At 64.0% G+C, this 26,697-nt stretch carries 19 protein-coding genes and 2 pseudogenes; 7 read left to right on the top strand and 14 right to left on the bottom strand.

Going from position 1 to position 26,697, the window contains the following annotated elements:
- Positions 1-103 precede the first annotated feature (103 nt).
- The 3 genes from B2J77_RS18260 to B2J77_RS18250 form a co-directional block, all read right to left on the bottom strand.
- Positions 104-1,867: a protein-disulfide reductase DsbD gene (locus B2J77_RS18260; RefSeq protein ID WP_078479172.1), complete on the bottom strand. Its 1,764-nt coding sequence runs from the start codon at positions 1,865-1,867 to the stop codon at positions 104-106.
- 125 nt (positions 1,868-1,992) lie between these two features.
- On the bottom strand, positions 1,993-3,840 hold the full coding sequence (locus B2J77_RS18255) for a methyl-accepting chemotaxis protein (RefSeq protein WP_416231927.1): 1,848 nt from the start codon (positions 3,838-3,840) through the stop codon (positions 1,993-1,995).
- A 237-nt stretch (positions 3,841-4,077) separates the two neighbouring features.
- Positions 4,078-5,436, bottom strand: a complete 1,359-nt coding sequence (locus B2J77_RS18250; RefSeq protein ID WP_078479170.1) for a sensor domain-containing diguanylate cyclase — start codon at positions 5,434-5,436, stop codon at positions 4,078-4,080.
- A 248-nt stretch (positions 5,437-5,684) separates the two neighbouring features.
- Here B2J77_RS18250 and B2J77_RS18245 point away from each other — a divergent pair, with 248 nt between their 5' ends.
- From B2J77_RS18245 to speA, 4 genes are all read left to right on the top strand, one after another.
- Complete coding sequence (locus B2J77_RS18245; protein WP_058639416.1) at positions 5,685-6,752, top strand: DUF2333 family protein; 1,068 nt, start codon at positions 5,685-5,687, stop codon at positions 6,750-6,752.
- A gap of 1 nt (position 6,753) precedes the next feature.
- Positions 6,754-7,290 (top strand): NUDIX hydrolase, encoded by a 537-nt coding sequence (locus B2J77_RS18240; protein ID WP_078479169.1) that lies wholly within the window; start codon positions 6,754-6,756, stop codon positions 7,288-7,290.
- Between the two features lie 201 nt (positions 7,291-7,491).
- Positions 7,492-7,863 (top strand): translation initiation factor Sui1, encoded by a 372-nt coding sequence (locus tag B2J77_RS18235; protein WP_058639414.1) that lies wholly within the window; start codon positions 7,492-7,494, stop codon positions 7,861-7,863.
- 150 nt (positions 7,864-8,013) lie between these two features.
- Positions 8,014-9,927, top strand: a complete 1,914-nt coding sequence (speA, locus tag B2J77_RS18230; protein WP_078479168.1) for an arginine decarboxylase — start codon at positions 8,014-8,016, stop codon at positions 9,925-9,927.
- Positions 9,928-10,027: 100 nt separating this feature from the next.
- On the opposite strand, the gene B2J77_RS18225 is transcribed toward speA, so the two are convergent.
- Entirely contained in the window at positions 10,028-11,365 is a 1,338-nt protein-coding gene (locus tag B2J77_RS18225) for an MATE family efflux transporter (protein WP_078479167.1), read from the bottom strand.
- Between the two features lie 204 nt (positions 11,366-11,569).
- Here B2J77_RS18225 and B2J77_RS18220 point away from each other — a divergent pair, with 204 nt between their 5' ends.
- Positions 11,570-16,471 (top strand): alpha-2-macroglobulin family protein, encoded by a 4,902-nt coding sequence (locus B2J77_RS18220; protein WP_078479166.1) that lies wholly within the window; start codon positions 11,570-11,572, stop codon positions 16,469-16,471.
- A gap of 53 nt (positions 16,472-16,524) precedes the next feature.
- On the opposite strand, the gene B2J77_RS18215 is transcribed toward B2J77_RS18220, so the two are convergent.
- Positions 16,525-16,818, bottom strand: coding sequence for a hypothetical protein (locus B2J77_RS18215; protein WP_023535173.1), 294 nt, complete (start codon positions 16,816-16,818; stop codon positions 16,525-16,527).
- A gap of 77 nt (positions 16,819-16,895) precedes the next feature.
- On the opposite strand from B2J77_RS18215, the gene pbpC reads away from it, so the two are divergent.
- A complete protein-coding gene (pbpC, locus tag B2J77_RS18210) occupies positions 16,896-19,253 on the top strand; it encodes a peptidoglycan glycosyltransferase PbpC (RefSeq protein WP_078479165.1) in 2,358 nt (785 codons plus the stop codon).
- Between the two features lie 36 nt (positions 19,254-19,289).
- Here pbpC and B2J77_RS18205 read toward each other — a convergent pair whose 3' ends face one another.
- From B2J77_RS18205 to B2J77_RS18170, 8 genes are all read right to left on the bottom strand, one after another.
- Positions 19,290-20,045: a response regulator transcription factor gene (locus tag B2J77_RS18205; protein ID WP_078479164.1), complete on the bottom strand. Its 756-nt coding sequence runs from the start codon at positions 20,043-20,045 to the stop codon at positions 19,290-19,292.
- Positions 20,046-20,185: 140 nt separating this feature from the next.
- On the bottom strand, positions 20,186-20,656 hold the full coding sequence (locus tag B2J77_RS18200) for an A24 family peptidase (RefSeq protein WP_058605282.1): 471 nt from the start codon (positions 20,654-20,656) through the stop codon (positions 20,186-20,188).
- A gap of 156 nt (positions 20,657-20,812) precedes the next feature.
- Positions 20,813-21,382 carry a DUF4136 domain-containing protein gene (locus B2J77_RS18195; protein WP_078479163.1) on the bottom strand — a complete coding sequence of 190 codons (570 nt, stop codon included), beginning with the start codon at positions 21,380-21,382 and terminating at the stop codon, positions 20,813-20,815.
- A 19-nt stretch (positions 21,383-21,401) separates the two neighbouring features.
- Positions 21,402-22,031, bottom strand: coding sequence for a DUF4136 domain-containing protein (locus B2J77_RS18190; RefSeq protein ID WP_078479162.1), 630 nt, complete (start codon positions 22,029-22,031; stop codon positions 21,402-21,404).
- Positions 22,032-22,050: 19 nt separating this feature from the next.
- Positions 22,051-22,800 carry a methyltransferase domain-containing protein gene (locus B2J77_RS18185; RefSeq protein WP_058638401.1) on the bottom strand — a complete coding sequence of 250 codons (750 nt, stop codon included), beginning with the start codon at positions 22,798-22,800 and terminating at the stop codon, positions 22,051-22,053.
- A complete protein-coding gene (locus tag B2J77_RS18180; protein ID WP_023535180.1) occupies positions 22,797-23,102 on the bottom strand; it encodes a MazG-like family protein in 306 nt (101 codons plus the stop codon). Before B2J77_RS18180 ends, B2J77_RS18185 begins: the two co-directional genes overlap by 4 nt.
- 81 nt (positions 23,103-23,183) lie before the next feature.
- Positions 23,184-24,041 (bottom strand): MaoC family dehydratase, encoded by an 858-nt coding sequence (locus B2J77_RS18175; protein WP_078479161.1) that lies wholly within the window; start codon positions 24,039-24,041, stop codon positions 23,184-23,186.
- A 2-nt stretch (positions 24,042-24,043) separates the two neighbouring features.
- Complete coding sequence (locus tag B2J77_RS18170; RefSeq protein WP_078479160.1) at positions 24,044-25,396, bottom strand: 3-oxoacyl-ACP reductase; 1,353 nt, start codon at positions 25,394-25,396, stop codon at positions 24,044-24,046.
- Between the two features lie 116 nt (positions 25,397-25,512).
- Here B2J77_RS18170 and B2J77_RS18165 point away from each other — a divergent pair.
- Positions 25,513-25,734 (top strand): annotated as a pseudogene (locus tag B2J77_RS18165) (acetyl-CoA C-acyltransferase); the annotation flags it as partial.
- Here B2J77_RS18165 and B2J77_RS21775 read toward each other — a convergent pair.
- A pseudogene (locus B2J77_RS21775) lies at positions 25,733-26,629 on the bottom strand (SDR family oxidoreductase); the annotation flags it as partial. The pseudogenes B2J77_RS18165 and B2J77_RS21775 sit on opposite strands and share 2 nt — an antisense overlap.
- Positions 26,630-26,697 lie beyond the last annotated feature (68 nt).

Below are 26,697 nucleotides of genomic sequence, written 5' to 3'. Positions count from 1 at the left end.
TCCCGGCAATAGCCAGCACGATGAGCGAGATTCGCGCGAAGTATGTGACCAGATAGCAGGATCCGGTCACTGAGCGCCGACATGTTCCCATGCCAGCGGGCCGTTACAGGCCTGCCTGGCCGCGAACGCGGGACAAAATGGACGCAAAGTTCTCGGCATTTATCTCGCCAATCACCCGATCAGCGGTCAGTTCGCTGCCGTTGGCGGCAAAGAACATCAATGCCGGCGGGCCGAACAATCGATAGCGGTCCAGCAGGGCACGCTGGGCCGCATCGCTGCGCGTCACATCCACGCGCAGCAGTTTGAAACCCGCCAGCTGGGGCAGCACCTGAGGTGCATTCAACACCTCGTGCTCGATGACTTTGCAACTGATGCACCAGTCTGCGTACCAGTCCAGCAGCACTGGCTGGCCTGCGGCCTTGGCATCGGCCAGTGCAGCATCGAGCGCCTGGGCGGTGGTCAGTGTTCGCCACGCCTGGGCAGGGGACGCAGCCTGACCAGCCGTGCTCCCTCCTGTAGGGGGCAACGGTCGCAGCGGATCACCCTGGCCGCTGAGGGCGCCATACCAGCAGGCCAGGGCGTAGACCAGCAGTGCCAGGCCAAGCAGTTGGGCCAGGCGTTGGCGAGGCGTCTTCACGACGAACTCCAGGGTCCCCAAGAACACGGCCACCCCGGCAGCGAGCAAACCGATCAGCCCCAGGGTGACAGGCCCTGGCAAGACCCTGCTGAGCAAACCGATGGCCAGCCCCAGCAACAGGACGCCGATGGCGTTCTTCACGCTGTTGAGCCATGGGCCGCTTTTCGGCAACCAGGCGGCGCCACCGGTGGCGACCAGCAGCAGCGGGGCACCCATGCCCAGGCCCAGCGCGAACAGTTTGAGCGCACCGCCCAAGGCGTCTCCACTGGCGCTGATATACAGCAACGCACCCGCCAGCGGCGCCGAAACGCAAGGTGAAACCAACAGGCTGGACAATACGCCCAAGGCCGCCGCGCCCAGCAGCGAGCCGCCTTGGGTGCGATTGGCGACCCCGTCCAGGCGGTTGCTCAGGGCCTGGGGCAGCTTGAGTTCGAACAAGCCGAACATGGCCAAGGCGAAAGCCACGAAGAACAGCGCGAAAGGCACCAGCACCCAGGCCGACTGCAGGCGCGCCTGCAGGTTGAGGCCTGCGCCGAACAGGCCCATCAAGGCCCCAAGGGCGGCAAAGCTGGCGGCCATGGACAGCACATAGGCCAGTGACAACGACAGCCCACGCAGCCCACCTGCCTGACCGCGCAAAACCACCCCCGAAAGAATGGGCAGCATGGGCAACACGCACGGCGTGAACGTCAGGCCCACGCCGGCGATGAAGAACAGCAAGAGCGCTTTCCACTCCCAAGCGTGTGCGGCCTGGCTGCTCGGCGCACCTTCACCTTCAATGCTCAGGTGTTCGGTTTCAGGTGGGTAGCACAAGCCTTTGTCAGCGCAGCCCTGGTAACCCACCTGCAAGGTGAAGGCCCTGGGGTCATTGCGTGGCAATTCAATGTCGACGATGCCGTGATACACCTCCACATCGCCGAAGAACTCGTCATGTTTGGCCTCGCCCTTCGGGATGACCGGCGTGCCCAGTGCGATGTCGGCCGGCTCGGTGCGAAACACGAAGCGGTGGCGGTACAGGTAGTAGCCGTCGGTGGCCACCAGGCGCAGCTTGATGGCATGGGCGTCGGCCTGGATAAGGCTCAGCTTGAAGGCTTCGTGTACCGGGAGGAAATCGGCGTTGCCGGCCAGTGAGGAAGCCCCGAGGGTAGCGCTGGGGCGATTGTCCAGCAGCCCCGTGGCGAACACCGGGCTGGCCAGCAGTAGGCACAACAGGAAAAACAGGCGGCGCATGGTGAACTCGCAAGATCGAACGTGCCGCGCATCATAACGGAGTTGGCGCTCAAGGAACCATGTGTGGGCCCGCCCGCCTTGCCGGTGATGGTCTAAGGCTATTTCGTGGAGCCAGGGCGGTCGGTTCAGACCCTGAAGGCACCCACCGCCTGGTTCAGGGCACTGCCCAGGCTGAGCAGGTGATCGCCTTGCTCACGCCCCTCACCGATGCGTTGCAGGTTATCGCCACCCAGCTGATGAATCCGCTCGCTGTGGTCACGGATCTCGCTGACCGCATCACTTTGTTGCGCCGTCACTTCGGCAATGCGCAGGGCAGTGTCGGCGATAGTACGGATCGCACACACGATTTCGTCCAATGCGCCATCGGCAGTCTGGGCCTGGTTGGCAGTGGCCTCGGCATGCTTCAGTTGTACCCGCGTACCGTCCACGGCGCCCTTGGCTGCCTGCTGCAACCTGTCGATCAGGGTCTGGATTTCCCCAGTGGCACCAGTGGTGCGCTGGGCCAGGGTACGGACTTCGTCGGCCACCACAGCGAACCCGCGACCCATCTCGCCAGCGCGGGCGGCTTCGATGGCGGCATTGAGTGCCAGCAGGTTAGTCTGTTCCGCAATGGACCGGATCACCGTCAGCACGCCACCGATCGTGGCCGATTCCTCTGCCAGTTGTTCGATCATGCGGGCGTTGCCTTGCACCTCGTCGACCAGCGTGCGTAGACCCGACAGACTTTGCCCGATCACAGCCTGACCCTGTTCCACGGCCCGGCCTGCGTCACGACTGGCCAGGGCCGCAGCGCTGGCGTCGCCAGCCACCTGCTGGATGGTCGCTTCCAGTTCCCCAAGCGCGTCGCGAATCTGCCCGGTATCCCCGGCCTGTCGTTGTGCGCCATCGTGCAAGGCAGCACTCATGTCGGCCAGCGCATGACTGCTGCCGGCCACTTGCGCGGCATTGTGCCGCAATGCGCCTACCAGTTCGACCAGGTACTGGCGCAGGCGATTGAGCGAAGCCTGGATGTCATGCAACTCGCGGTTGGTCCTGCCCATTTCGACAGGCTGGGTAAAATCGCCCTCGGCCCAGCGCGACAGCGCAGGCACCAAGCCGGTGAGGGTGCGTGCAAGGCGACGTTGCAGGGTGTCGATGAGCAGGGCGATCAGCAGGATCATCACGATCATCGCCCCTTGCAGGGTGCGCACTTCCCCCGCGATGCTGCCATGCAGGCTGCGCACTTGTGGCTCCAGGGCCGCGATGGCCTGGCGCACTGCCTCCAGCTGTTGCGTGGCGCGGGTCGCCAGGGCGGCGCGCTGGGCGATCTGGGTACGGGTACGTTGCAGCTCGGCCGGGTAGCGCCCAACCAGGCTTTGCAGCTCGCGCTTGAGGCCCACGGCGACGTCTTCTTGCTGGGCGCGGGTATCGTTCTGCAAACCCATCAGCGCGGCAAAGTCATCCGCGTCCGATTCGGCAATACGGGTCACGCCCAGCAGCGGCAAGCCTTCGATGACCTGCGCCTGGGCCTGGATCGATTGCAGCTCGCGCTCCAGCTCAGTCGCCAGTTCGGGCCGGCCGCTGCCCACCAGCTTCTCCCGCGCCAGGCCCAGCCTGCTCAGGTGCAGGGTTGCCTCAACAAGCGGCAGCAGATAGCGCCCAGCGTCGGGGTTGGTGCTGTCGCGCGCATAGGTGGTCAGTTGCTCCAGGTTGGCCCCCAGCTCGCGTTCGGCTTGCAGCAACAGCGCCTGGGGGTCACCGGCCAGCTTTCCGGCTGCCAGCAACTCGCCCGCGCTGAAGGCCTGGAGGTGGTCCAGGCTGGGGCGCAGTTGGCTGGCCAGCGCCTCGGGCCAGTCGGCCAGCGAAGCTTGCAGTTGCTCCGTGGCCTGCAGTGCCGCCGCATGGCGCACGGCATCGCCGCTACCAAGATAAGCTTGAATGTTCTGGGCAGCCTCAGTCTGAAAATGGCGCGACAGGGTCAGGTAGCGTTCCATCATCTGGTAGGGACGCTCCAGCGCCCGCTGCGACCACCACAGCGTGACGCCCAGAGCAATGCACACCGTCACCAGCAACAATGTATTCAAATTGGTTAGCCATTTCAGGCGCATAGCCGCGTGCTTCCTGCGGGGGAGGGAAGAGTCAGGGGCCTGAAGTTATTGCGTTCGTGTGACGCGATGATGACGGCGGCACGCAATTGAATGGCAAAGTGCCTTTATTCTTTGCCCACCCCTTCAGGGCTCCACACGCACCACGCAATTACGTCCTGCATGCTTGGCCCGGTATAGCGCCTCGTCGGCCGCGCTGGCCATGGTCAGGGCATCGAGCCCGTCATCGAGTTGCACGACGCCTGCACTGAACGTACAGCGCAGGTCATGGGGTTGGGCCGGGTAGAGGATTTCGGCAAAACGCCCGCGGATGTCATCGAGCACCTTGTACGCCGCCTCCAGGGCGGTATTGGGCATGACGATGGCGAACTCTTCGCCGCCGTAGCGGCCAATGAAGTCGGTCTTGCGCAGGCGCTGCTTGAGAAACAGCGCCAGGCTCTTGATCACCCGGTCGCCCATGGGGTGGCCATGGCGGTCGTTGATTTTCTTGAACCGGTCGATGTCGAGCATGGCAAAACTCAGCGGCTGCTGTTCGCGGCGGGCACGGAAGCTGCAATCCTCGAGCAACTGCAGGATATGCGTGTGGTTGTACAACCCGGTCAGGCTGTCGCGGACCATGCGCGCCTTCAGATGCCGAGCGCGGGCAGCGCGGTTGCGCACGGTGGTGATCAGGTGGCGCGAGCGAAACGGCTTGGTCAGAAAATCATCGCCGCCTTCGCTCATGGCCTCGAGCTGCTTGTCCAGGTCATCCTCGGCCGACAGATAGATGATCGGTACGCTGACGTAGCGGTCGTTGTGGCGAATCACCTTGGCCAGTTCAGGGCCGGTGCACGCCGGCATGTACAGGTCGAGGATGATCAGGTCAGGCTGGAAATCAGCCAGCTCGGCCATGGTGGCGATCGGGTCGGTCAGGCTGCGAGTGATCATCCCGGCGCCTGCCAGCACCCGTTCCGTGAACAGGGCCTGGGTGCGTGAGTCATCGATGATCAGTACGCGCAGGGGATCGTACGGCGCGGCATCGGTCAGGCGCTCGACCTTCTCCAGCAGGCTGGAAGCCTCCAGTGTGCCGGTGAGGAAATCGCGCCCGCCGGCCCGCACGGCGGCCAAGCGCGTAGGAGTGTCGGTTTCGTGGTGGCTGAAGAACAGCAGCGGCAGGGGTTTGGCCTGCCGCGCCTGGACTTCGGCCGCCAACGCCAGGCCCTGGCCGACCCCATTGAAGTCGACGTCCATGATGACCGCCGAAGGCGGGCATTCGCCTACCGATGCGCGAAAGGCATCGGCAGTGGGCAAGGCCTGTACGCCCAGGCCGAAGAACTCCAGTTGCTGGGCCAGGCGTTCGGCGCGGTCGTGGTCCTGCAAGAGGATATAGACCGGCCTGCGCTGGGGCGCCAGCAGCAACTGGTCGCGTGGGTCGTCCTTGCGCAGGCCGCTACGCACAAGATGCTCAGGGGGGCACTGCGGGCTCGGCTCAACTGCTTGGCTCATGTCCTGGCTACTTGTCGTTAGGGGTATGCAGGGGCAGTGATGGCTCTATGCTAGCAGTTCTTGAGCTGCGTAGGCGTGCCCCCTTTCAACAAAGTGGGCTGAATGACTATTCAGTTACCGACCAAGGGGTCGCTTATGCGTAAGGCGGTGTCTGCTTTATAGTGCTGTCAGGCGGGCTTGCCGTGGCACCCTGGCGTAGGCCTGTGGTCAAAGCCCCTGAACCGTCGTGACTGATCAAGGATATAGCCATGCTGGACTGGAAAAACCGCGAGGCCAAAGCCGAGCCCCGCGAGCGTGTCGACGGCCGCGGCGCTGCCGCCCGTAGCTATTTTGGTGGCCTGTTAGGCCGCTCACTGTTAGCCCTGGTTGGGCTTTACCTGCTGGTGTGTATCGGCCTTTCCTGGTACTGGAGCCAGGAGCCCGAATTGTTCCCGGTTCAGCAGAACGCGCAGAGCGCAGCCGAGCGTAATGGCCAGCAGATGGTAGTGGGCTACACCACTGTCGAAACGCTCAAGACCGTGGCGAGCACCTTGCTGAACAAGCCAGGTGGCTACATTGCCAACGACCGTCTCCCGCCTGGCTTGTGGATGGACAACATGCCCAACTGGGAGTACGGCGTACTGGTCCAGGTGCGTGACCTTTCCCGCGCGCTGCGCAAGGACTTCGCCCGCTCCCAGTCGCAATCGACCGAAGATGCCGACCTGGCCAAGGCCGAGCCGCGCTTCAACTTCGATTACAAGAGCTGGATCCTGCCGTCCAGCGAATCGGAATTCGAAGAAGGCATCAAGTCGCTGACGCGCTACCAGGCTCGCCTGGCTTCGGGTGACAAGGGCGCGATCTTCTATACCCGCGCAGATAACCTGAACAACTGGCTGGGCGACGTCGCTACCCGCCTGGGCTCGCTATCGCAACGTCTCTCGGCCAGCGTAGGCCGCGTGAAGCTCAACACCACGCTCAAGACCGAGTCCGTGGTGGCTGGTCAGGCGCCGCAGGTGGACGAGGAAGTCGTGGAAACCCCATGGCTGAAGATCGACGACGTGTTCTACGAAGCCCGTGGCCAGGCCTGGGCACTGTCGCACCTGCTGCGTGCGATCGAAGTCGATTTCGCCGACGTGCTGGCCAAGAAGAACGCGACCGTGAGTGTGCGTCAGATCATCCGGGAACTGGAGGCCTCGCAAGAGCCCCTGTGGAGCCCGATGGTGCTCAACGGCAGTGGTTTCGGCATGTGGGCCAACCATTCGCTGGTCATGGCCAACTACATCTCCCGCGCCAACGCGGCGGTCATCGACCTGCGCCAGCTGCTGTCGCAGGGCTGAGATGACCTTCAGCCCTGATGAAGCCGCCCACCGGGCGGCTTCGGACCGGGAACGGGTCACCTGGGTAGACAAGCACGACCAGGTGCTCGGCGCATTGCCCAGGGCACAGTTGCGCGAGCGCGGGCTGATCGGGCGCTGCACGTTCATTCTGCTGTTCAATGGTGCCGGTGAACTGTGCGTGCACCGGCGTACCCTGAGCAAGGCGCTGTACCCCGGGTATTGGGACGTTGCCGCCGGCGGCATGGTGGCCGCCGGTGAAACCTACGCCGAATCGGCCGCGCGCGAGCTGGCCGAGGAACTGGGCATAGCTGACGTAAACTTGCGTTTTCACGAGCGATTCTTCTTCGATCAGCCTGACAATCGCCTGTGGTGCGCCTTGTACTCGGCAGTGTCCGATGCGCCGCTGCGGCTGCAGCCTGAGGAAGTGATCGAGGCACGTTTCATCGGTATTGATCAAGCCCTGGAGGACAGTCGGCTCAGGCCTTATTGCCCCGACTCGATGGCAGCATTGATGCGCTACAGGAACAGCCCCGTTTAACCCGTGCACGCAAGGTCGCAAAACATTCGCAAAATGGCGCAATCCGGTACTTAGCAACTGCACCGTTTATCGTTACACTGCGCGGCCTTTTCGGGCTGCCGCACGTTGCGGCAGTAGCGCCGCCCCTGCCAGAGTGGGGCTTCGCGGTCGGCCTCATGTGCAGGTACGACCAGTTTTTGTCCTCAGCACCGAGGCACAAAAGTGGCCAAGAAAGCTTCTTCCCTCTCCGCCCTCGGCGGTCTTGTTTATTCGACCGATGCCGGTCGTCATTGCCCTGACTGTGGCCAACCCGTGGATGCCTGTACCTGCAAGCAGCAGGTCGTCCCCGAGGGTGATGGCATCGCCCGCGTGCGCCGCGAGAGCAAAGGCCGTGGCGGCAAGACCGTGACCACCGTCACGGGTGTGCCGTTGCCGCCCGATCAGCTCAAGGAGCTGGCTGCCACCCTCAAACGCCGCTGTGGTACCGGTGGCGCGCTCAAGGACGGCGTCATCGAGATCCAGGGCGATCATGTGCAATTGCTGCTCGCCGAGCTGATCAAGCAGGGCTTCAAGGCGAAGAAGTCGGGCGGCTGAGTCGCTCGGCAGGTTTTCGTCCTGCGCTTTCTAAACTCGTCGCGGTGACCAGGGTCTACCCCAGAGCACGGACGAACCGTCATTTTTGGCTTCTACACTGCCTTCCCGGTTTGCCCAGCAGTGTCTTGACTCAATTTATAGGGGACTTGAATGTCCGTACGACGCACACGCAAAGACGATGGTAGCCAATGGACCGTGGCCGACAGCCGCAGTGTTTATGGCATCCGCCATTGGGGCGCAGGGTATTTCGCCATCAATGAAGCCGGGCGCGTCGAAGTGCGCCCCAACGGCCCTGACAGCTCGCCGATCGACCTGTACGAGCAGGTTGATCAGCTGCGCCAAAGCGGCCTGTCGCTGCCTTTGCTGGTACGCTTTCCCGACATTCTGCAGGACCGCGTGCGCCAGTTGACCGGCGCCTTCGACGCCAACATTGCGCGCCTGGAATACCAGAGCCAATACACCGCGCTCTACCCGATCAAGGTCAACCAGCAGGAGGCGGTGGTCGAAAACATCATCGCCACCCAGAACGTGTCCATTGGGCTTGAAGCCGGCTCCAAACCCGAATTGCTGGCGGTACTGGCCTTGGCCCCCAAGGGCGGCACCATCGTCTGCAACGGTTACAAGGACCGTGAGTTCATCCGCCTGGCGCTGATGGGGCAGAAGCTGGGCCACAACGTCTTCATCGTCATCGAGAAAGAGTCCGAAGTGGCCCTGGTGATCGAGGAAGCGGCCGACCTGAAGGTCAAGCCGCAAGTGGGCCTGCGCGTGCGCCTGTCGTCGCTGGCATCGAGCAAATGGGCTGACACCGGGGGCGAGAAGTCCAAGTTCGGGCTTTCTGCCGCGCAGCTGATTTCCGTGGTGCAGCGTTTCCGCGATGCCGGCCTCGACCAAGGTATCCGCCTGCTGCACTTCCACATGGGCTCGCAGATCGCCAACCTGGCGGACTACCAGCACGGTTTCAAGGAAGCCATCCGCTATTACGGCGAATTGCGCGCCCTGGGCCTGCCGGTGGACCACATCGATGTGGGCGGCGGTCTCGGTGTGGACTACGACGGCACCCACTCGCGCAACGCCAGCTCGATCAACTACGACATGGATGACTATGCCGGCGTGGTGGTGGGCATGCTCAAGGAGTTCTGCGACGCGCAGGGCCTGCCGCACCCGCACATCTTCTCGGAGAGCGGCCGTTCGCTGACGGCTCACCATGCCATGCTGGTCATCCAGGTCACTGATGTAGAGCGCCACAACGACCAGGTGCCGACCATCGAGAACAAGGACGCGCTGCCGGAAACCGTGCAGTGGCTAGCCGATCTGCTGGGGCCCACCGATATCGAGATGGTGACCGAAACCTACTGGCGCGCCACCCACTACATGGGCGACGTGGCCGCCCAGTATGCCGACGGCAAGATCAGCCTGGCCGAGAAAGCCCTGGCCGAGCAGTGCTACTACGCGGTGTGCCGTCGCCTGTACAACTCGCTCAAGGCTCGCCAGCGCTCGCACCGCCAAGTACTCGATGAGCTGAACGACAAGCTGGCGGACAAGTACATCTGCAACTTCTCGGTGTTCCAGAGCCTGCCCGATACCTGGGCCATCGGCCAGGTGCTGCCGATCATCCCGCTGCACCGCCTGGACGAAGAGCCCCTGCGGCGCGCCGTGTTGCAAGACCTGACCTGCGACTCCGACGGCAAGATCAACCAGTATGTCGATGAGCAGAGCATCGAGACCAGCATGCCGGTGCATGCCCTGAACGAGGGCGAGGACTACCTGCTGGGCGTGTTCCTGGTCGGGGCCTACCAGGAGATCCTGGGCGACATGCACAACCTGTTCGGTGACACCGACTCGGTGAACATCTACCAGAATGCCGATGGCAGCGTGTACCACGCCGGTATCGAGACCCACGACACCATCGAGGACATGCTGCGCTACGTGCACCTGTCTCCCGAGGAGCTGATGACTCACTACCGCGACAAGGTGGCCAGTGCCAAGATCAGCGCGCGCGAGCGTACCCAGTACCTTGATGCGCTGCGCCTGGGCTTGACCCGTTCGTCCTACCTCTCGTCCTGAGAAGCCTCAGCCCCTGAGGGGGGCTCATCGCCGTCACGCCTTCGCAGCGTGGCGGCGGTGAGCACCGCCTTGAGTTGCTCGCTGGCCCATGCCAGTCATCTTACGCCACCCAGGCGTCCTTGCCCTGCAGGCGCCACCCCACCCAGGCCAACGTCATGGCGCGCACGCCCATGAAGCCGAGAAACGCCAACCACAGCCCATGGTTGCCTAGCCCGCTCAGGGCCAAGGCCAACGGCAATGCAATGGCGAGCGATGCCAGCATGGCATTGCGCATTTCCCGGGCGCGTGTGGCCCCGATGAACAGCCCATCGAGCAAATAGCTCCACACGGCGATCAACGGCAGGCACGCCAGATAGGGCAAGTACGGATAAGCCGCCGCCCTGACACTGTCGATATCGGTTTGCAGATCGATGAACAGGTGTCCCCCCACCCAGAACAGAACGGCAAAGACCGAACTTGCAATCAGCGACCATCCACCGGCTACCACCAGCGCACGGCGCAGGGTGCCGCGGTCCCGGGCACCAATGGCGTGACCGCACAGCGCCTCGACCGCGTGGGCCAGGCCATCGAGGGCATATGCCGTCAGCAACAGGCCGTTGAGCAGCAGTGCATTGGCCGCTACCGTCGCCTCGCCCAGGCGTGCGCCCTGTACGGCGATCAGCAGGAAAACCAGCTGCAAGGCAAGGCTGCGCAAAAAGATGTCGCGGTTCACTGCCAACAGCGGGCGCCAGGCCTGCCAGCGTCTGAGTGCTGCCCAGGCGATGTGGCCCGGATAGGCGCGCAGGGCCGGGCGGGTAAGTGCCAGGCCCAGCAGGGCCGCGCACCATTCGGCAATCACCGACGCGCGTGCCGAGCCCAGGACGCCCCAGTCCAGGCCGAGCACGAACCACAGGTTCAGCACGATGTTGAGCAGGTTGGTGGTCAGCAGGATCGCCAACGGCGCCCGGGCATTCTGGGTCCCCAGAAACCACCCGACCAAAGCGTAACTGGCCAGTGCCGCCGGCAGGCCCAGCAACCGGGTGTGGAAGAAGGTTTGTGTGGCCTGCCCCAGGGCCGCGCTGGGCTGCATGGCATGCAGGGCCAACTGGCTGAAGGGCAGGGCCAGCAGGCCGATGAGCAATGCGAAGCCTACTGCCAGCAACAGGCCCTGAACCAACACCTGGCGCAGGGCGGCGCCATCGCCTCGGCCCGCGGCCTGGGCGGCGAAGCCTGTCGAGCCCATGCGCAAGAAGCCCATCAAGCCGACCATGAAGGTAAACAGCGTAGCGCCCACGGCCACTGCGCCCAGCTGATGGGCATGGGGCAGGTGGCCAATGACGGTGCTGTCGACCAGCGCCACCAGTGGCACCGAGACATTGGACAGGATCATGGGCGCGGCCAGCCCCCACACCTTGCGGTGGGTGGGGCGGTGGTGCCAGTCGGCGAAGAATCGGGGCATGTTCATTCCAGCGAAAACGAGGACTGCAAGCGCTTGATCGGGGCGCCCGCCGGGCGGCAATGCAAGCCAAGGGCGACAGTGTAACGGCCACGCAACCATTGCGTGCGACCAAGGTCTCATCTGGCGCACAACGCTGGGTGTAGCACCTGGCCTTGCGCTATAGTTGCTGCCTTCATCTACACCCTGCCTTCGAGTGTCTACTCCATGTTCAACAAAGGATTGTTGCTGGCCTGCGCGCTGGCCTTGCTCAGCGGCTGTGACTCCTCAACGCCTGACGCCCCAGCGCCTGCCCAGAAGCCAACCGCCAGCGCCAGCGCCGCCGCCAAGACGCCACAGCGCGAAGATCCTGCGGTGCTTGCCAAACGCTACGAGGGCCGTGAGCTGACGGTACTGGATGTGTCGGAAGTACAGCTCGATGGCGCGGCCACACTGTCGGTCAGTTTCTCGGCGCCGCTGGATGCCGACCAGGATTTCACCAACAAGGTCCACCTGGTGGACACGGTCAAGGGCAAGCTGGACGGCGCCTGGGAGCTGTCCGACAGCCAGATGGAGCTGCGCCTGCGTCACCTGGAACCGCAGCGCAAGCTGGTGCTGACGGTGGACAAGGGGCTGCTGGCCGTCAACGGCAAGGCGTTGCAGGAAGAGTCGATCACTCGCCTTGAAACCCGCGACATGCAACCCACCGTTGGCTTCGCCAGCAGGGGCTCGCTACTGCCGACGCGGCTGGCAGAGGGCCTGCCGGTCATCGCATTGAATGTGAACAAGGTGGATGTGGAATTCTTCCGCGTCAAACCCGGCATGATTTCCTCGTTCATGGCCAACTGGGGGCGCAGCAGCAGCCTGGAGTACTACCAGTCCAAGGACACGCTGAGCATGGCCGAACTGGTCTACAGCGGCCGCTTCGACCTCAACCCTGCACGCAACACGCGCGAAACCGTGCTGTTGCCCATTGCCGGCATCAAGCCGCTGCAAGAGCCCGGTGTGTACCTGGCCGTAATGCGCGCCTCGGGAACCTACAATTACTCCCAGCCAGCCACCCTGTTCACCTTGAGCGACATTGGCATATCGGCCCATCGCTACCGTGATCGCATCGATGTATTCGCCCAGGCCCTGGAAGGGGGCAAGGCGATGGATGGCGTGAACATCGAGCTCCACGACAAGAAAGGCAAGCTGCTGGCCCAGGCCAGCACTGATGGAAAAGGTCATGCTGAACTGCCGATCACGTCCAAGGCCGATACCCTCATCGCCACCCAAGGCGTGCACACGACCTTGCTGCAGCTCAATACTGCGGCCTTGGACTTGGCAGAGTTCGACATCACCGGCCCCCAGGCCAATCCGCTGCAGCTCTTTATCTTCGGCCCGCGCGACCTGTATCGCCCAGGCGAAACGGTGCTGCTGAACGGCCTGCTGCGCGACCAGGACGGCAAGCCCGTCAAGGCTCAGCCGGTGAACGTTGAAGTACGCAGGCCGGATGAACAAGTCAGCCGCAAGTTCGTCTGGGAAGCAGACGATAAGGGTCTGTTCCAGTACCAGCTGCAACTGGCCACCGAGGCGCCGACCGGCCGCTGGCAACTGCTGCTCGACCTGGGCGGTGGACGCAAGCAGGTCTACGAGTTCCTGGTCGAGGACTTTCTGCCTGAGCGGCTGGCCCTCGACCTCAAGGGTAGCAGCAAGCCCCTGGCCCCTGAGCAGGACGCGCGCATCGAGGTGACTGGCCGCTACCTGTACGGTGCGCCGGCCGCTGGCAATCGCCTGAGTGGCCAGGCCTATGTGCGCCCGCTGCGTGAAGCGGTACCTGCACTGCCGGGCTACCAGTTCGGGTCGGTTACCGAAGGCGAACTGGAGCAGGACCTGGAGCTCGATGAAGTCACCCTCGACCAGGCGGGCAAGGCGGTCTTGGATATTTCCAGCCGCTGGGCAGAGGCGCGTTCGCCGTTGCAACTGACCGTGCAGGCAAGTTTGCAGGAGTCCGGCGGCAGGCCCATTACGCGCCGCCTCGAGCAACCTGTTTGGCCGGCCGAACGCCTGCCAGGCCTGCGTGGCCTGTTCGACGGCGATGAAGCTGACAGTGAAGGCCCGGTGGAATTCGAGTTTCTGGTCGCTAACCGCGAGGGCAAGAAACTGGCCGCCGACGACCTCAAGGTCAGGCTGATCCGCGAGCGACGCGATTACTACTGGAACTACTCGCAAGATGACGGCTGGAGCTACGCCTACAACGAAAAATTCCTGACCCAAGTGGAAGAGACGGTAAGCGTCAAGGCCGACGCCACGGCCAAGCTGAGCTTCCCGGTCGAGTGGGGCCCCTATCGCGTGGAAGTCGAAGACCCGCAGACCGGCTTGGTGTCCAGTCAGCGCTTCTGGGCAGGCTACCGCGCCCAGGACAATGCCGAAGGCGGAGCTGTACGCCCCGACCAGGTCAAGCTGGCCTTGGACAAACCCTCCTACGCCGACGGTGCAACGGCCAAGGTCACGGTTACGCCGCCGGCCGCAGGCAGTGGTTACTTGATGATCGAGTCCAGCGACGGCCCGTTGTGGTGGCAGGAAATCCAGGTACCTGCAGAAGGCAAGACCTTCGATATCCCGCTGGACAAAGCCTGGGCACGCCACGACCTTTACCTCAGCACCTTGGTGGTGCGCCCAGGTGAACGCAAAGCCAATGCCACGCCCAAGCGTGCGGTAGGCGTGTTGCACCTGCCGCTCGACCGTGCCGATCGCAAGCTGGCAGTCAGTTTGCAGGCACCGGAAAAAATGCGTCCCAAGCAGCCGCTGACGGTCAAAATCAAGGCGGCAAACGCCGACGGCAGCGTGCCTGCACAGATACGGGTGCTGGTGTCGGCGGTGGACGTCGGCATTCTCAATATCACCGACTTCAAGACCCCGGATCCATTCGCAAGCCTGTTTGGCCGCAAGGCCTACGGTGCCGACCAGCTCGACATTTACGGGCAACTGATCGAAGCCGGGCAAGGGCGTCTGGCCAGCCTGGCATTCGGTGGTGATGCGGCCATGGCCAAGGGTGGCAAACGCCCCAATACCACCGTCACCATCGTGGCCCAGCAGAGCCTGCCGGTGACCCTGAACGACAAGGGAGAAGGGCAGGCCACGGTCGATATCCCTGATTTCAACGGCGAGCTGCGGCTCATGGCTCAGGCCTGGACCGAGGATCACTTCGGCATGGCAGAGGGCAAGACCGTGGTGGCCGCACCGCTGATTGCCGAACTCTCGGCCCCACGGTTCCTGGCAGGCGGCGATCAGACGCGCCTGGCGCTGGACCTGGCCAACTTGTCGGGAGCTGCCCAGCAGCTGACCGTGCAGGTGACCACCGAAGGACAAGTGAGCCTGACCGGCAATGCCACGCAGTCTGTGGCGCTGGCCGAAGGCCAGCGGACGACCCTGATGATTCCGGTGCAAGCCCAAGGTGGCCTGGGGCAGGGCAAGGTGCATGTGCAGGTGACCGGCCTGCAGTTGGCCGGCGAGGCGCCGACCACGTTCGAGCGCGAATGGACGCTGGGCGTGCGTCCGGCCTATCCCGCCATGCTCAAGCACTTCCGCGTGGCCTTGAAGGATCAGCCCTGGACGCTGCCCGAGGCGGACCTCGCGGCCTTCGAGCCTGCCGGCCTCGAGGGCACGCTGGCCCTGTCGAGCCGACCCCCGCTCAACCTCGCCGAACAGATCCGGGCGCTGAAGGCTTACCCCTATGGGTGCCTTGAGCAGACCACCAGCGGGCTGTACCCGTCGCTGTATGCGGACGCCGATACCCTCAAGCGGCTTGGCATCGAGGGTGAACCGGCCGAGGTGCGCAAGCGCAAGATCGAAATGGGCATCGAGCACCTGTTGGGCATGCAGCGCTACAACGGCAGCTTTGGCTTGTGGAGTGCCGACAGCGAAGAGGAATACTGGCTGACGGCCTATGTCACCGACTTCCTCCTGCGCGCGCGCGACCAAGGCTATGGCGTACCCGCCGAGGCGCTGAAGAAAGCCAACGAGCGGTTGTTGCGCTACCTGCAGGAGCGCAACCTGATCGACGTGGACTACAGCGACGATGCCGATCACACCCGTTTTGCCGTGCAGGCTTACGCCGCGCTGGTGCTGTCGCGCAGTCAGCAGGCGCCCTTGGGCGCGCTGCGCGGGTTGTTCGAGCGCCGCGCCGACGCGCGTTCAGGTCTGCCGTTGGTGCAACTGGCCGTGGCCTTAGACAAGATGGGTGACAAGCCTCGTGCCGACCAGGCCCTGCAGGCAGGGCTTGCCGTCAGCCGCGGCAAGAACTGGATGGCAGATTACGGCAGCCCCCTGCGTGACCAGGCGTTGATCCTGGCACTGCTGCAGGAGAACAAGCTTGCCAGTGGCCAGGTGGACCAGCGGCTCTTCGCCCTGTCCGATGAAGTGGCTGCCAATCGCTGGCTGTCCACCCAGGAGCGCAACGCCTTGTTTTTGGCCGGGCGTGGCCTGCTGGGCACGCCGGAAGTCAAGTGGCAGGCCCGCCTGGACAGCGCCGGTGAGCTGCGTGACTTCAATAACGCCGAAGCCGGCATGAAGTTGGAAGGGCCACTGCTGGCATCGCCGCTGACGGTGCAGAACCAGGGCAGCCAGACCGTCTACCAGCAGCTGACCCTGTCGGGTTACCCGCGTCAGGCGCCGCCTGCCAGTAGCAATGGCATGCAAATCCGCCGCGAGTACCTGGGCATGAAGGGCCAGCCGCTGGACCTGGCGAACCTGCGTAGCGGCGACCTGGTACTCGTGCACCTTGCCCTCAAGGCCGATGAGCGCGTTCCCGATGCCTTGGTGGTCGATCTATTGCCTGCGGGCCTGGAGCTCGAAAACCAGAACCTTGCGCAAAGTGCAGCCAGCCTGGATAACGCCAGCGGCGCCGTGAAGCAATGGCGCGAATCGATGCAAAATGCCATCGTGGTTCACCAGGAGTATCGCGACGACCGTTACGTCGCAGCGCTCAAGCTGGACAGCTACGCAACTACGCATCTGCTGTACCTGGCGCGAGCGGTGACCCCTGGCACCTACCGGGTACCACCGCCGCAGGTCGAGTCGATGTACCGCCCGAATCTGCAGGCCGTGGGGGAAGGGCAGGGTGAGATGACGGTCAAGCCTCGCTAGGGGCAGGCCTTGTGCGACGAGCAGAGGCTTTCACCTGTTCGTCGCACGGCCTTTCAATGGATCACCCAGCTCATTACCCACAGGCCCAATACCAGCCAGATGATGCCTAGGATGATCGAGGCACGCATGAAAGCGCGGATCGCCGAAAACAGCAGCATCAGGCCCACGATCAGGGCCAGGATGCTGACCAGCGAGGTGTCCATGCCCAAGGTGCGCGACAGGCCATCGACGAAATTGCCGCCGGCATTGGCCAACAGGTTGAACAACCCGCTCAGCGCGTCGACGACGATGCGGATCAGCGATCCCAGTGCTTGCCCCAGCCATTCGAAAAAACCTTCTACATGCATAGTTGCTTCCTGATCAACATGGCGGCGTTCTTGCCGTTTCCAGTGCTTTGGCCCTTTTCAGGGCAGGTCGGTTCCCGATGCCAAGCTTAGCCCGCTGGTGGCGATCGCGACCATGCAAAGCAGTGCGTGCCCTGGTGATTGGCGTGGTGGCCTTGATGGGCCTGCTGTGGCTGGCCGACCGGATCTGGCCTTTGCCCATGCCGTCCGACGACCTGGCCCGAGTCGTGCTGGCTGAGGATGGCACACCGTTGTGGCGATTCGCCGATGCCGACGGGGTGTGGCGCTATCCGGTGAGTCCCGAGCAGGTCTCGCCGTTGTACCTGCAAGCGTTGCTGACGTACGAGGACCGCTGGTTCTACCGGCACCTGGGCGTGAACCCGATGGCCCTGGTCAGGGCGGCGTGGTTGAACGCGCGGGGAGGGCGCGTGGTGTCAGGCGGCAGCACGTTGTCGATGCAGGTGGCACGCCTGCTCGATCCCCATGATCGCACCGTGGCGGGCAAGCTGCGGCAGCTGTGGCGCACACTGCAGCTGGAGTGGCACCTGTCCAAGCGGGAGATTCTGCAAATTTACCTGGACCGCGCGCCGTTCGGCGGCACCTTGCAAGGTGTTGCCGCTGCCAGCTGGGCTTATCTGGGCAAGTCGCCCTTGCATCTGACGCCGTCGGAGGCAGCCCTGCTGGCGGTACTGCCGCAAGCCCCCAGCCGGCTACGCCCTGACCGCCACCCCGAGCGCGCCGAACGCGCACGCAACAAGGTGCTGCAACGGTTGGCGCAGTATCAGGTGTGGCCCGAGCAGCGCCTGCGTGAAGCGGCCGAAGAGCCGCTGGTGCTGGCGCCGCGTCAGGAGCCGGCACTGGCGCCTTTGCTGGCCCGCCGTCTGAACACCCCGGGTAGCCCGCCGTTGATCCGTACCACCGTGGATGCAGGGTTGCAGCGCCGGCTGGAAGACTTGCTGCTGGGATGGCGCGCGCGTCTGCCGGAGCGTACGTCTGCCGCCATCCTGGTGGTCGATGCGCAAACCATGGCTGTACGCGCTTATCTGGGCTCGGTCGACCTCACGGACGCCCGGCGTTTCGGGCACGTGGACATGGTGCGGGCGTTGCGCTCGCCTGGCTCCACGCTCAAGCCGTTTCTGTACGGCCTGGCGATGGACGATGGGCTCATTCATTCCGAGTCGCTGTTGCAGGACGTACCACGGCGTTACGGTGACTACCGTCCGGGCAATTTTTCCAGCGGCTTCAGTGGGCCGGTGTCAGCGAGTTCGGCACTGGCCCTGTCGCTCAACTTGCCCGCCGTGCAACTGCTCGAAGCGTACGGCCCGAAGCGCTTCGCCGCACAACTGCGCATGGGCGGCTTGCCGCTCACGCTACCTCCGTTGGCCGAGCCCAATCTTTCGCTGATCCTGGGCGGTGCCGGTAGCCGTCTGGAAGACCTGGTAGGTGGCTACGCGGCCTTGGCCCGGGAGGGTAGAAGCGCCCAGGTGCGGTTGCAGCCCCAGGCACCCCTGGTGGAGCACCGGCTCATGTCTCCGGGCGCAGCGTGGATCATCCGGCGTATTCTCAGCGGCCAGGCTCGGCCCGACCGCGACCCGCATGCCGAACTGGTACGCCGTCCCCAGCTGGCCTGGAAAACCGGCACCAGCTACGGCTTTCGAGACGCCTGGTCGATTGGCGTCGGCCCTCGCTACCTGATCGGGGTATGGATTGGTCGGCCCGACGGCACCCCTGTGGCCGGGCAGTTCGGCCTGGCCTCGGCCGCCCCGTTGATGCTGCAAGTGCACGACCTGCTCAGCAACCGGGACAGCCAGCGCGGGTTAGAGGCCCCGGTGCAGCGAACGCCTGCCAATGTCGGGGTGGCGGCGATCTGCTGGCCTCTGGGGCAGGCGATGAGCCGCCAGGACGGCAATTGCAGGCGCCAGCGTTTTGCCTGGACCCTGGACGGCACTGTTCCTCCCACGTTGCAGGCGGCCGATCAGCCGCTGGGCCTGGGTTTGCGCGAACACATCTGGGTCAACGACCGCGGCTTGCGCGTGGACAGCAATTGCCCAGGCGCTCAGGCGCGCGAGGTGGCCCTGTGGCCCGCCCCCCTGGAACCCTGGTTGCCTCGGACTGAACGGCGGGCTGCCCGTCTACCGGCCATGGACCCCACATGCCCACCGCAAGGCCCGGTCAGTGCCCCGCCGCTGGCCATCGTCGGTATTCGTTCTGGCGACCATCTGCGTCGCCCCGCCACCAGTGGGGAACCGCTGCAAGTGGCGGTGTCGGCGCTGGGCGGTAGTGGGCGGCGTTGGTGGTTCCTCAATGGACAACCGCTGGGCGAAACCCAAGGGCAGGACAGCCTGATGGTGCGCCTGCCGCAGGCAGGGCAGGCCGAGTTGAGTGCGTTGGACGAAAGTGGTGAAACGGCGCGGGTGGTGTTTCAGGTCAATGAGTAGTATGGCGGTGTGCCGGTGCCGTGGCACCGGCACCTGTCAGTGCGCCGTGAACCGTTGATTCACCGGGGATGAGCCTGGTGTCAGTGCCAAGGCCAGTTGCGTGCGGTTGTGCATATGGGTCAGGCGCAACACCTGGGACACGTACAGTTTCACCGTGTTTTCGGTGATACCCAGTTCACAGGCGATCTGGTAATTGGTCTTGCCCTTGCCCACCAGCCGCGCCACTTCCAATTGACGTGGCGACAGCTTTTCGAATACCGAGGGCAGCTCGGCCTCGGCTTCCTCCATGTCGCCGGCGCGCCGGTGAGCCCCTTGTCCGCGGGCTTTTTCCAGGTCTTGATACAACTCGTCGACGGACTCTGCCAGATCCTGCAGGCGCTGATTGAGCCCACTGAGGTCGTGGAAGTCGCGCTGACGTTCCTGCAGCACCTGCTCCTGGCGGCGTACCCCTTCGAGCAGCTCGTCGAGATCCATCGGTTTCTGGTAGTAGTCGGCAAAGCCTTCGCGCAGCGCCCGAATAACGTCCTGCTTTTCGGCACGGCCGGTCAGCATGATGGCTTCGAACATGCGGTGGCTACCGTCGATCTGCTTCAGGGCGCGCATCAGCTCGATGCCATCGCGTCCGGGCATGTGAAGGTCGCAGATGATCAGACCGATGGCGGGGTCGGCCTCATAGCGTTTTACCGCCTCATCTGTGGAGAGTGCCGATACGCAACTGTATCCCTTGGCTTCCAGGAACTCGCATAGCTGTTCGACGATGACTGGCTGATCATCGACTACCAGCACTTTCATTTCACTTACAGGTTTGGACACGATCAACTCCCTGTGAATATACGGCCCTGCTCCCGGGCTAGACGCTCTGGCAGATTAAAAGTAGCCGTACCTCTCGTAGTTGTACAAGGTGTGTACAAGGTTAGGGACCGCTGGATTCTTCATTGGATCCATACAGCTGTCAGAAGGTAGCCTGCCAGCACGTAGGGGACGAATGCCTGCTTGTCGCCCATGGCTTCGGTCAAGGCCTGGAGGCGTTTTTTCACCTTGGGGTTGAGCAGCGTCCACAAGCGCCTTCGGGTGGTCAGCCAGATCAACAGCGCGACCCCGGCCCCGATGAAGGTCCCGAGCACATGATCGGTGCCGGTGGCCAATGCCAGCGCGCCCATCAGTTTGACGTCATCGGCGCCGAAGTGGCCGAGCATGTAGCCGGGCAAGGTGAGCAGCATGACGATGGCCAGGCCCCAGCCTGCCGAACTGGGATCGGCGCCAAGCCAGGTGTGGCCGGTTGCGAACAGCCACAGCAGGGCCCCTACAGCTACGCCCAGCGTCAACAGGTCCGGGAGCTGGCGCTGGCGCACATCCTGTTCGGTACACAAGGCAAGCCACAGAAGAAGAACAATGCTTTGCATCGACAGGTCGCCTTTCCTAGTAGATGAACACTTACCCGTGCAGTCAGGTTTCCTTAGTCAAGATAGACCGGAACCTGCGTGACGGCCGTGTGCCGCAAGGAAAAGGCGTTGGGAGAATGGGTTTTGTCGCAGTCGTCGTCTGTTGCGGGGCCTCTGCTAGCGTTTGCTGCCAGGTGGATAGTTGCCCAGCACCTGAGCCACCGTTTTCTGAATAGCCTCGTTGCGTTCCTGCGGGCTTGGCGGGTAGTTGTTCATGATCTGCTCGGCACTGCCGCGCCAGACCAGCTTGCCATCGCGCCCATCAAGCAAGTCGACTTGAATGGTTGCGACCTTGTAGTCGACGCTGCGGGTTTCGTTGTACATCGGCCCGCCCCAGTACCCTCCCCAATAGCCACCCCAACCGCCGCCATAGTTGGTGGTGACCTGTTGCTGGCGCTGTTCCACGATCAGGTAGGTGCGCACATTGAGGTCAGCACGCGTGCCAGGGGGCGCTGGGCGTAGGCCCCGCTGATCAAGCTGGTCGCTGACCGCCTGGCGGATGCGCTGCTCGGTCAGGTCGCTCTTGATGCGTGGATCGTCAGGACGATATTGCAGGCCGGGCTCCTGCCAGGCCCAGTTGCGGTAGGCGGCAAAATCACGACTCGCGTCGTAGTCCTGCTGCACGTTATGGCTTGAGCAGGCAGCCAGCAAGGCCGCAAACGACACGAGTAACAGGCGGCGCAACATGATGATTCTCCGTTAGGCGTTAACTGGGAGGATAGCCGCTGAGGGCCTTGCGCACGGCGTCGCGCACGGCATTTTCACGGTCCCGCGGTGAACCCTGGTCGTTGCCGCTTTCGGCACTTGCGCTCCAGATGGCCTGGCCGCTGCGGCTGTCGTACAGGTCGATGCGCACTACCATGACCTCAACCTGATAGGTGCGTACGACCGGAACACTGGCGTAACCCCCGTATCCGTTGCGGTAACCGCCATAGCCCACGTTGCCGTAGGGCCCATGGTAAGGGTCGTAGCTGTCGTAGTCGCGCACTTGGCGCAGGCGTTTTTCCAGGCGGATATCGGCGCCGACGAGCAGGTCACCAACGCCGCTGCGGGCGGGGCGCAAGCCCTGCTGATCGAGCGCTGCGGCCACGGCATCGGCCAGCTGTGCAGGGTCGGCATTGGCCGAACCGCTGGGCAGGCGCCCGTCACGCCAGCTCCAGCTGCGGTAGCGGCCGTAGTCCCTTGCAGGTGCGGGATAAGCGCTTGCGTCGAACGTGGTCGCTGCCTGAGGCGGGGCCGGTGGCAGTGGGCGGCTGCTGGCGACGTAGGGATTGGTCCCTTGGCACCCGGTCAGAACCAAAGCCAGCAGGGCCAGTGGCAACAGACGGTACGGCATGCTTGCTCCTCACGGCAGGTCAACGTGGGCGACAGACCCAATGCAGGTAACGGCCCAGGCCGGCGAAACTCGGATGGCGGCGGTGAGCGAGCTCCATTTCCAGCACGTCCAGCAGCTCGGCGCGGTCCTGGAATTCCTTGGGCATGTAGTCATGGAAAACACGTATGCCGCTTTCACTTTCGACCTGCCACAAAGGTTCAAGTTGCGCCCTGAGCGCCCGCGGATCAAGTGGTTTCTGCGGGGTAAGGCTCTGCTTTTCACCTTCAAGGCGATTACTGCGAAGCTTGCGGAAATGCCCCTTGAGCAGGTTGCGGTAGACCAAGGCATCGCGGTTATAGAACGCCAGCGACAGCCAACCCCCGGGGGCTGTGAGTTGATGCAGAACGGGCAGGATACTTTCCGGCTCAGCCAGCCATTCGAGTACCGCGTGGCACACGACCACGTCGTAGGGCTCGGTCAGCTCACCCAGCAGCGCTTGCCAGGGCGCCTGGATGAACGTTGCCGCCTGGCCGGCCTCGGCAAAGCGGGCCCGTGCCCCTTCGAGCATGGGCTCGGCGGGTTCGGCCAGCGTAAGCTGGTGGCCGCGTTGGGCCAACCATAGCGCCATGTGCCCCAGGCCGGCACCGATATCGAGGATGCGCAATGGGCGATCCGGCAGGGCTTCGGCCAGGTCGGCCTGCAAGACTGCCAGCCGGATCGCCCCCTTTGCGCCACCGTAGATTTTCTCTGCAAATCGGGTGGCCAGTTCATCGAAATGACGGTCGTTCATCGTGCGAAGCGCCTTTCGCTGTCAGCCAGCTTGGCGCGGACCACCTGGTCCATGTCCAGCCCCAGTTCACTGCACAACAGCAACAGGTAGAGCACGACGTCGCCCACTTCCTGCCCGGCGTGGGCCAGCTGTTCGGGTGGCAGGCGACGTGACTCGTCCTCGCTGAGCCACTGGAAGATTTCAACCAGCTCGGCCATTTCGACGCTGGCGGCCATGGCCAGGTTCTTTGGGCTGTGGAAACGTTGCCAGTCATTGGTATCGCGGATTTGATGCAGGCGTTGAGTCAGTTCTTGCAGGTTCATCGGGTTCTCCTCATGGCGCATAGCTTCCGCGCAGGGCCATTGCAAAGCAAGCTTCCCTGCACGGGGCGCAGCATGCGCCAGTCAGCCCTGCAAGCGGGCCCAGCGGCCGAGCATGTGTACCACGTCCGTCTGGCCGTCCAGGCGCAGCTCACCCACAGGGCCGACCTGGCTGGCGCTGAGCACCACCTCCGAGGGCAAACGCACGGGTTTTTTAAAATCCACCTCGAACCGATAGCCACTGTGAGGCAAGTGTCCGTGCAGCGCGGCCATGGCCATGGCCTTGCTCCACATGCCGTGGGCGATGGCAGTGGGGAAACCGAACAGCTGGGCGCTGGGTGCGCTGAGGTGAATGGGGTTGTAGTCGCCGCAGACCCTGGCATAACGGCGGCCGATATCACTGTCGGCATACCAGCGCGTGACTTCAGGCAAGTGGCTGGCCTGACCCTCGTCCGCCTCTGCCAGGTTGCCGTCGAGTTTCAACCCGCGCACGAGCATGCGGCTGGTTTCCCGCCAGAGCACGCCAATACCGTCCGCCGCCTCGGTGATCAGGTCGAAGGTTCCGCCTTTGGGGTGGGGCTGCAGGTTGTCGGCATGAACCGCCATGCGCAGCGACTCGATGCCCCCAAGCGGGCGGATGACATTGATGCGGTTGTGCAGGTGGACCAGGCCCAGCAACGGAAAGGGGAACTGCTCGGCGGTCATCAACTGCAGCTGCAGGTTGAACGCCATGATGTGCGGGTATGTAGCAGGCAGCCGGCCATCGTCGACGAAACGGCACAACTGCCGGTAGGCATGCAGTTGCTTAGGCTGAACCGCCAGGGTGCAGCGCAGCCCGTGCGTGGGCAGTTGATTACCGCTGATGCGGCGTTTGCCCGCTGCGCGCAGGTACAGGCTGGCGCGGCTGGCCGGTTGATGCAGGTCGTGCCAGTGTCGTTGCATGCTCAAGCCCCCATCAGTGCCTGGCCGCACACCCGCAGCACCTGGCCGTTAACGGCGCCAGAGCCAGGTTGGCTAAGCCAGGCGATGGCTTCGGCCACGTCCTGGGGCTTACCGCCCTGGCCGAGCGAACTCAGGCGTCGCCCCGCTTCGCGCAAGCCCATGGGCATGGCGCCCGTCATATGGGTTTCAATGAAGCCAGACGCCACTGCGTTGATGCTGATGCCTTGTTCGGCAAGCGTCGGTGCCCAGGCCTGGGCCAAGCCAATCAGCCCAGCCTTGCTGGCAGCGTAGTTGGATTGCCCCCGGTTGCCGGCGATACCGCTGACCGAAGCCAACAGGGTGATGCGGGCGTCCTCGTGCAACGCGCCGTTATCGAGCAGGGCCTGGGTCAGCAGCTGAGGAGCCTTGAGGTTCACCGCCAGTACGGCGTCCCAATATTCGGGGGTCATGTTCGCCAGGGTCTTGTCACGGGTGATGCCTGCGTTGTGCACCAGGATGTCGAGGCCATCGGGCAATGCCGCCAGCAACTGCTCGGCAGCGTCACCGGCGCAGATGTCCAGGACCAGCGCCTTGCCACCCAGGCGCGCAGCGAGCGCCTGCAATTGCTCGCTGGCCGGGGGCACATCGAGCAGCAGCACATCGGCACCGTCGCGGGCCAGGGTTTCTGCAATGGCGGCGCCGATGCCGCGGGCAGCCCCAGTGATCAGCGCGCGCTTGCCGCTGAGCGGCCGTGTCCAGTCCTCGACCTGAGCCTGGCAGGGCTGTAGGCGCAGCACCTGGCCCGACACGAAGGCGCTCTTGGGCGACAGGAAGAAGCGCAACGCGCCTTCGAGTTGAGATTCGGCGCCGTCACCCACGTACAGCAACTGGGCAGTAGCGCCGTTGCGCAGTTCCTTGGCCAGCGAACGGCTAAACCCTTCGAGGGCACGTTGGGCGACACTGGCCATCGGGTCGGCGACGGCCTCAGGCGGGCGACCCAAGACCACTATATGGGCGCAAGGCGCCAGGTTGCGCAGTAGCGGCTGGAAGAATTCGCGCAACTGCGTGAGCGCATCGCTGTCGGACAAGTGACTGGCATCGAACACCAACGCCTTGATCTTGGGGCCCAACCCAGCGACCCAGGGTTCGCACTGGAGGCCTTGGCCGTTGAAGCCGTAAACCGCGTCGGTCAACCGCGCTGCGAGTGTTTCGACCTGGCGTGCCAAGGGGCCGCCGCCAAGGACCAACGGCCCGTCCACTGGCCGCATGCGGCCCGCTTCCCAGCGCTCCAGGGTGGCTGGACGAGGCAGGCCAAGGCTGTCGACAAGTTTGCGGCCGAGGCTGGAGTTGGCAAAACCAAGGTAGCGATCGCTCATGGTGGGTCCTCCGAAAGCAAGTCTGACAGTGTGGACCAGGATTGTGGGCAGGTCGTTCGAATGCGGCAAAAACACCTAGGCTCTACGGATCAAATTGTTTCAGGAGGAACATGCGCATGCGCTCACTTCGCCGGGTCGCTATTTTGGGCGGCAACCGAATTCCATTCGCCCGTTCCAATGGTGCGTACGCCACAGCCAGCAACCAGGACATGCTGACTGCCGCACTCGAGGGGCTCATCGAACGTTACCGTCTGCACGGCCTGCGCCTTGGCGAGGTGGTGGCAGGCGCGGTACTCAAGCATGCCCGGGACATGAACCTGACGCGCGAGTGCGTGCTGTCTTGTCACGGGTGATGCCTGCGTTGTGCACCAGGATGTCGAGGCCATCGGGCAATGCCGCCAGCAACTGCTCGGCAGCGTCACCGGCGCAGATGTCCAGGACCAGCGCCTTGCCACCCAGGCGCGCAGCGAGCGCCTGCAATTGCTCGCTGGCCGGGGGCACATCGAGCAGCAGCACATCGGCACCGTCGCGGGCCAGGGTTTCTGCAATGGCGGCGCCGATGCCGCGGGCAGCCCCAGTGATCAGCGCGCGCTTGCCGCTGAGCGGCCGTGTCCAGTCCTCGACCTGAGCCTGGCAGGGCTGTAGGCGCAGCACCTGGCCCGACACGAAGGCGCTCTTGGGCGACAGGAAGAAGCGCAACGCGCCTTCGAGTTGAGATTCGGCGCCGTCACCCACGTACAGCAACTGGGCAGTAGCGCCGTTGCGCAGTTCCTTGGCCAGCGAACGGCTAAACCCTTCGAGGGCACGTTGGGCGACACTGGCCATCGGGTCGGCGACGGCCTCAGGCGGGCGACCCAAGACCACTATATGGGCGCAAGGCGCCAGGTTGCGCAGTAGCGGCTGGAAGAATTCGCGCAACTGCGTGAGCGCATCGCTGTCGGACAAGTGACTGGCATCGAACACCAACGCCTTGATCTTGGGGCCCAACCCAGCGACCCAGGGTTCGCACTGGAGGCCTTGGCCGTTGAAGCCGTAAACCGCGTCGGTCAACCGCGCTGCGAGTGTTTCGACCTGGCGTGCCAAGGGGCCGCCGCCAAGGACCAACGGCCCGTCCACTGGCCGCATGCGGCCCGCTTCCCAGCGCTCCAGGGTGGCTGGACGAGGCAGGCCAAGGCTGTCGACAAGTTTGCGGCCGAGGCTGGAGTTGGCAAAACCAAGGTAGCGATCGCTCATGGTGGGTCCTCCGAAAGCAAGTCTGACAGTGTGGACCAGGATTGTGGGCAGGTCGTTCGAATGCGGCA

Source organism: Pseudomonas parafulva, assembly GCF_002021815.1.
GTDB lineage: Bacteria > Pseudomonadota > Gammaproteobacteria > Pseudomonadales > Pseudomonadaceae > Aquipseudomonas > Aquipseudomonas parafulva_B.
Note: the sequence above shows the minus strand (reverse complement) of the source record. Positions and strands in the feature narration are given on the sequence as shown.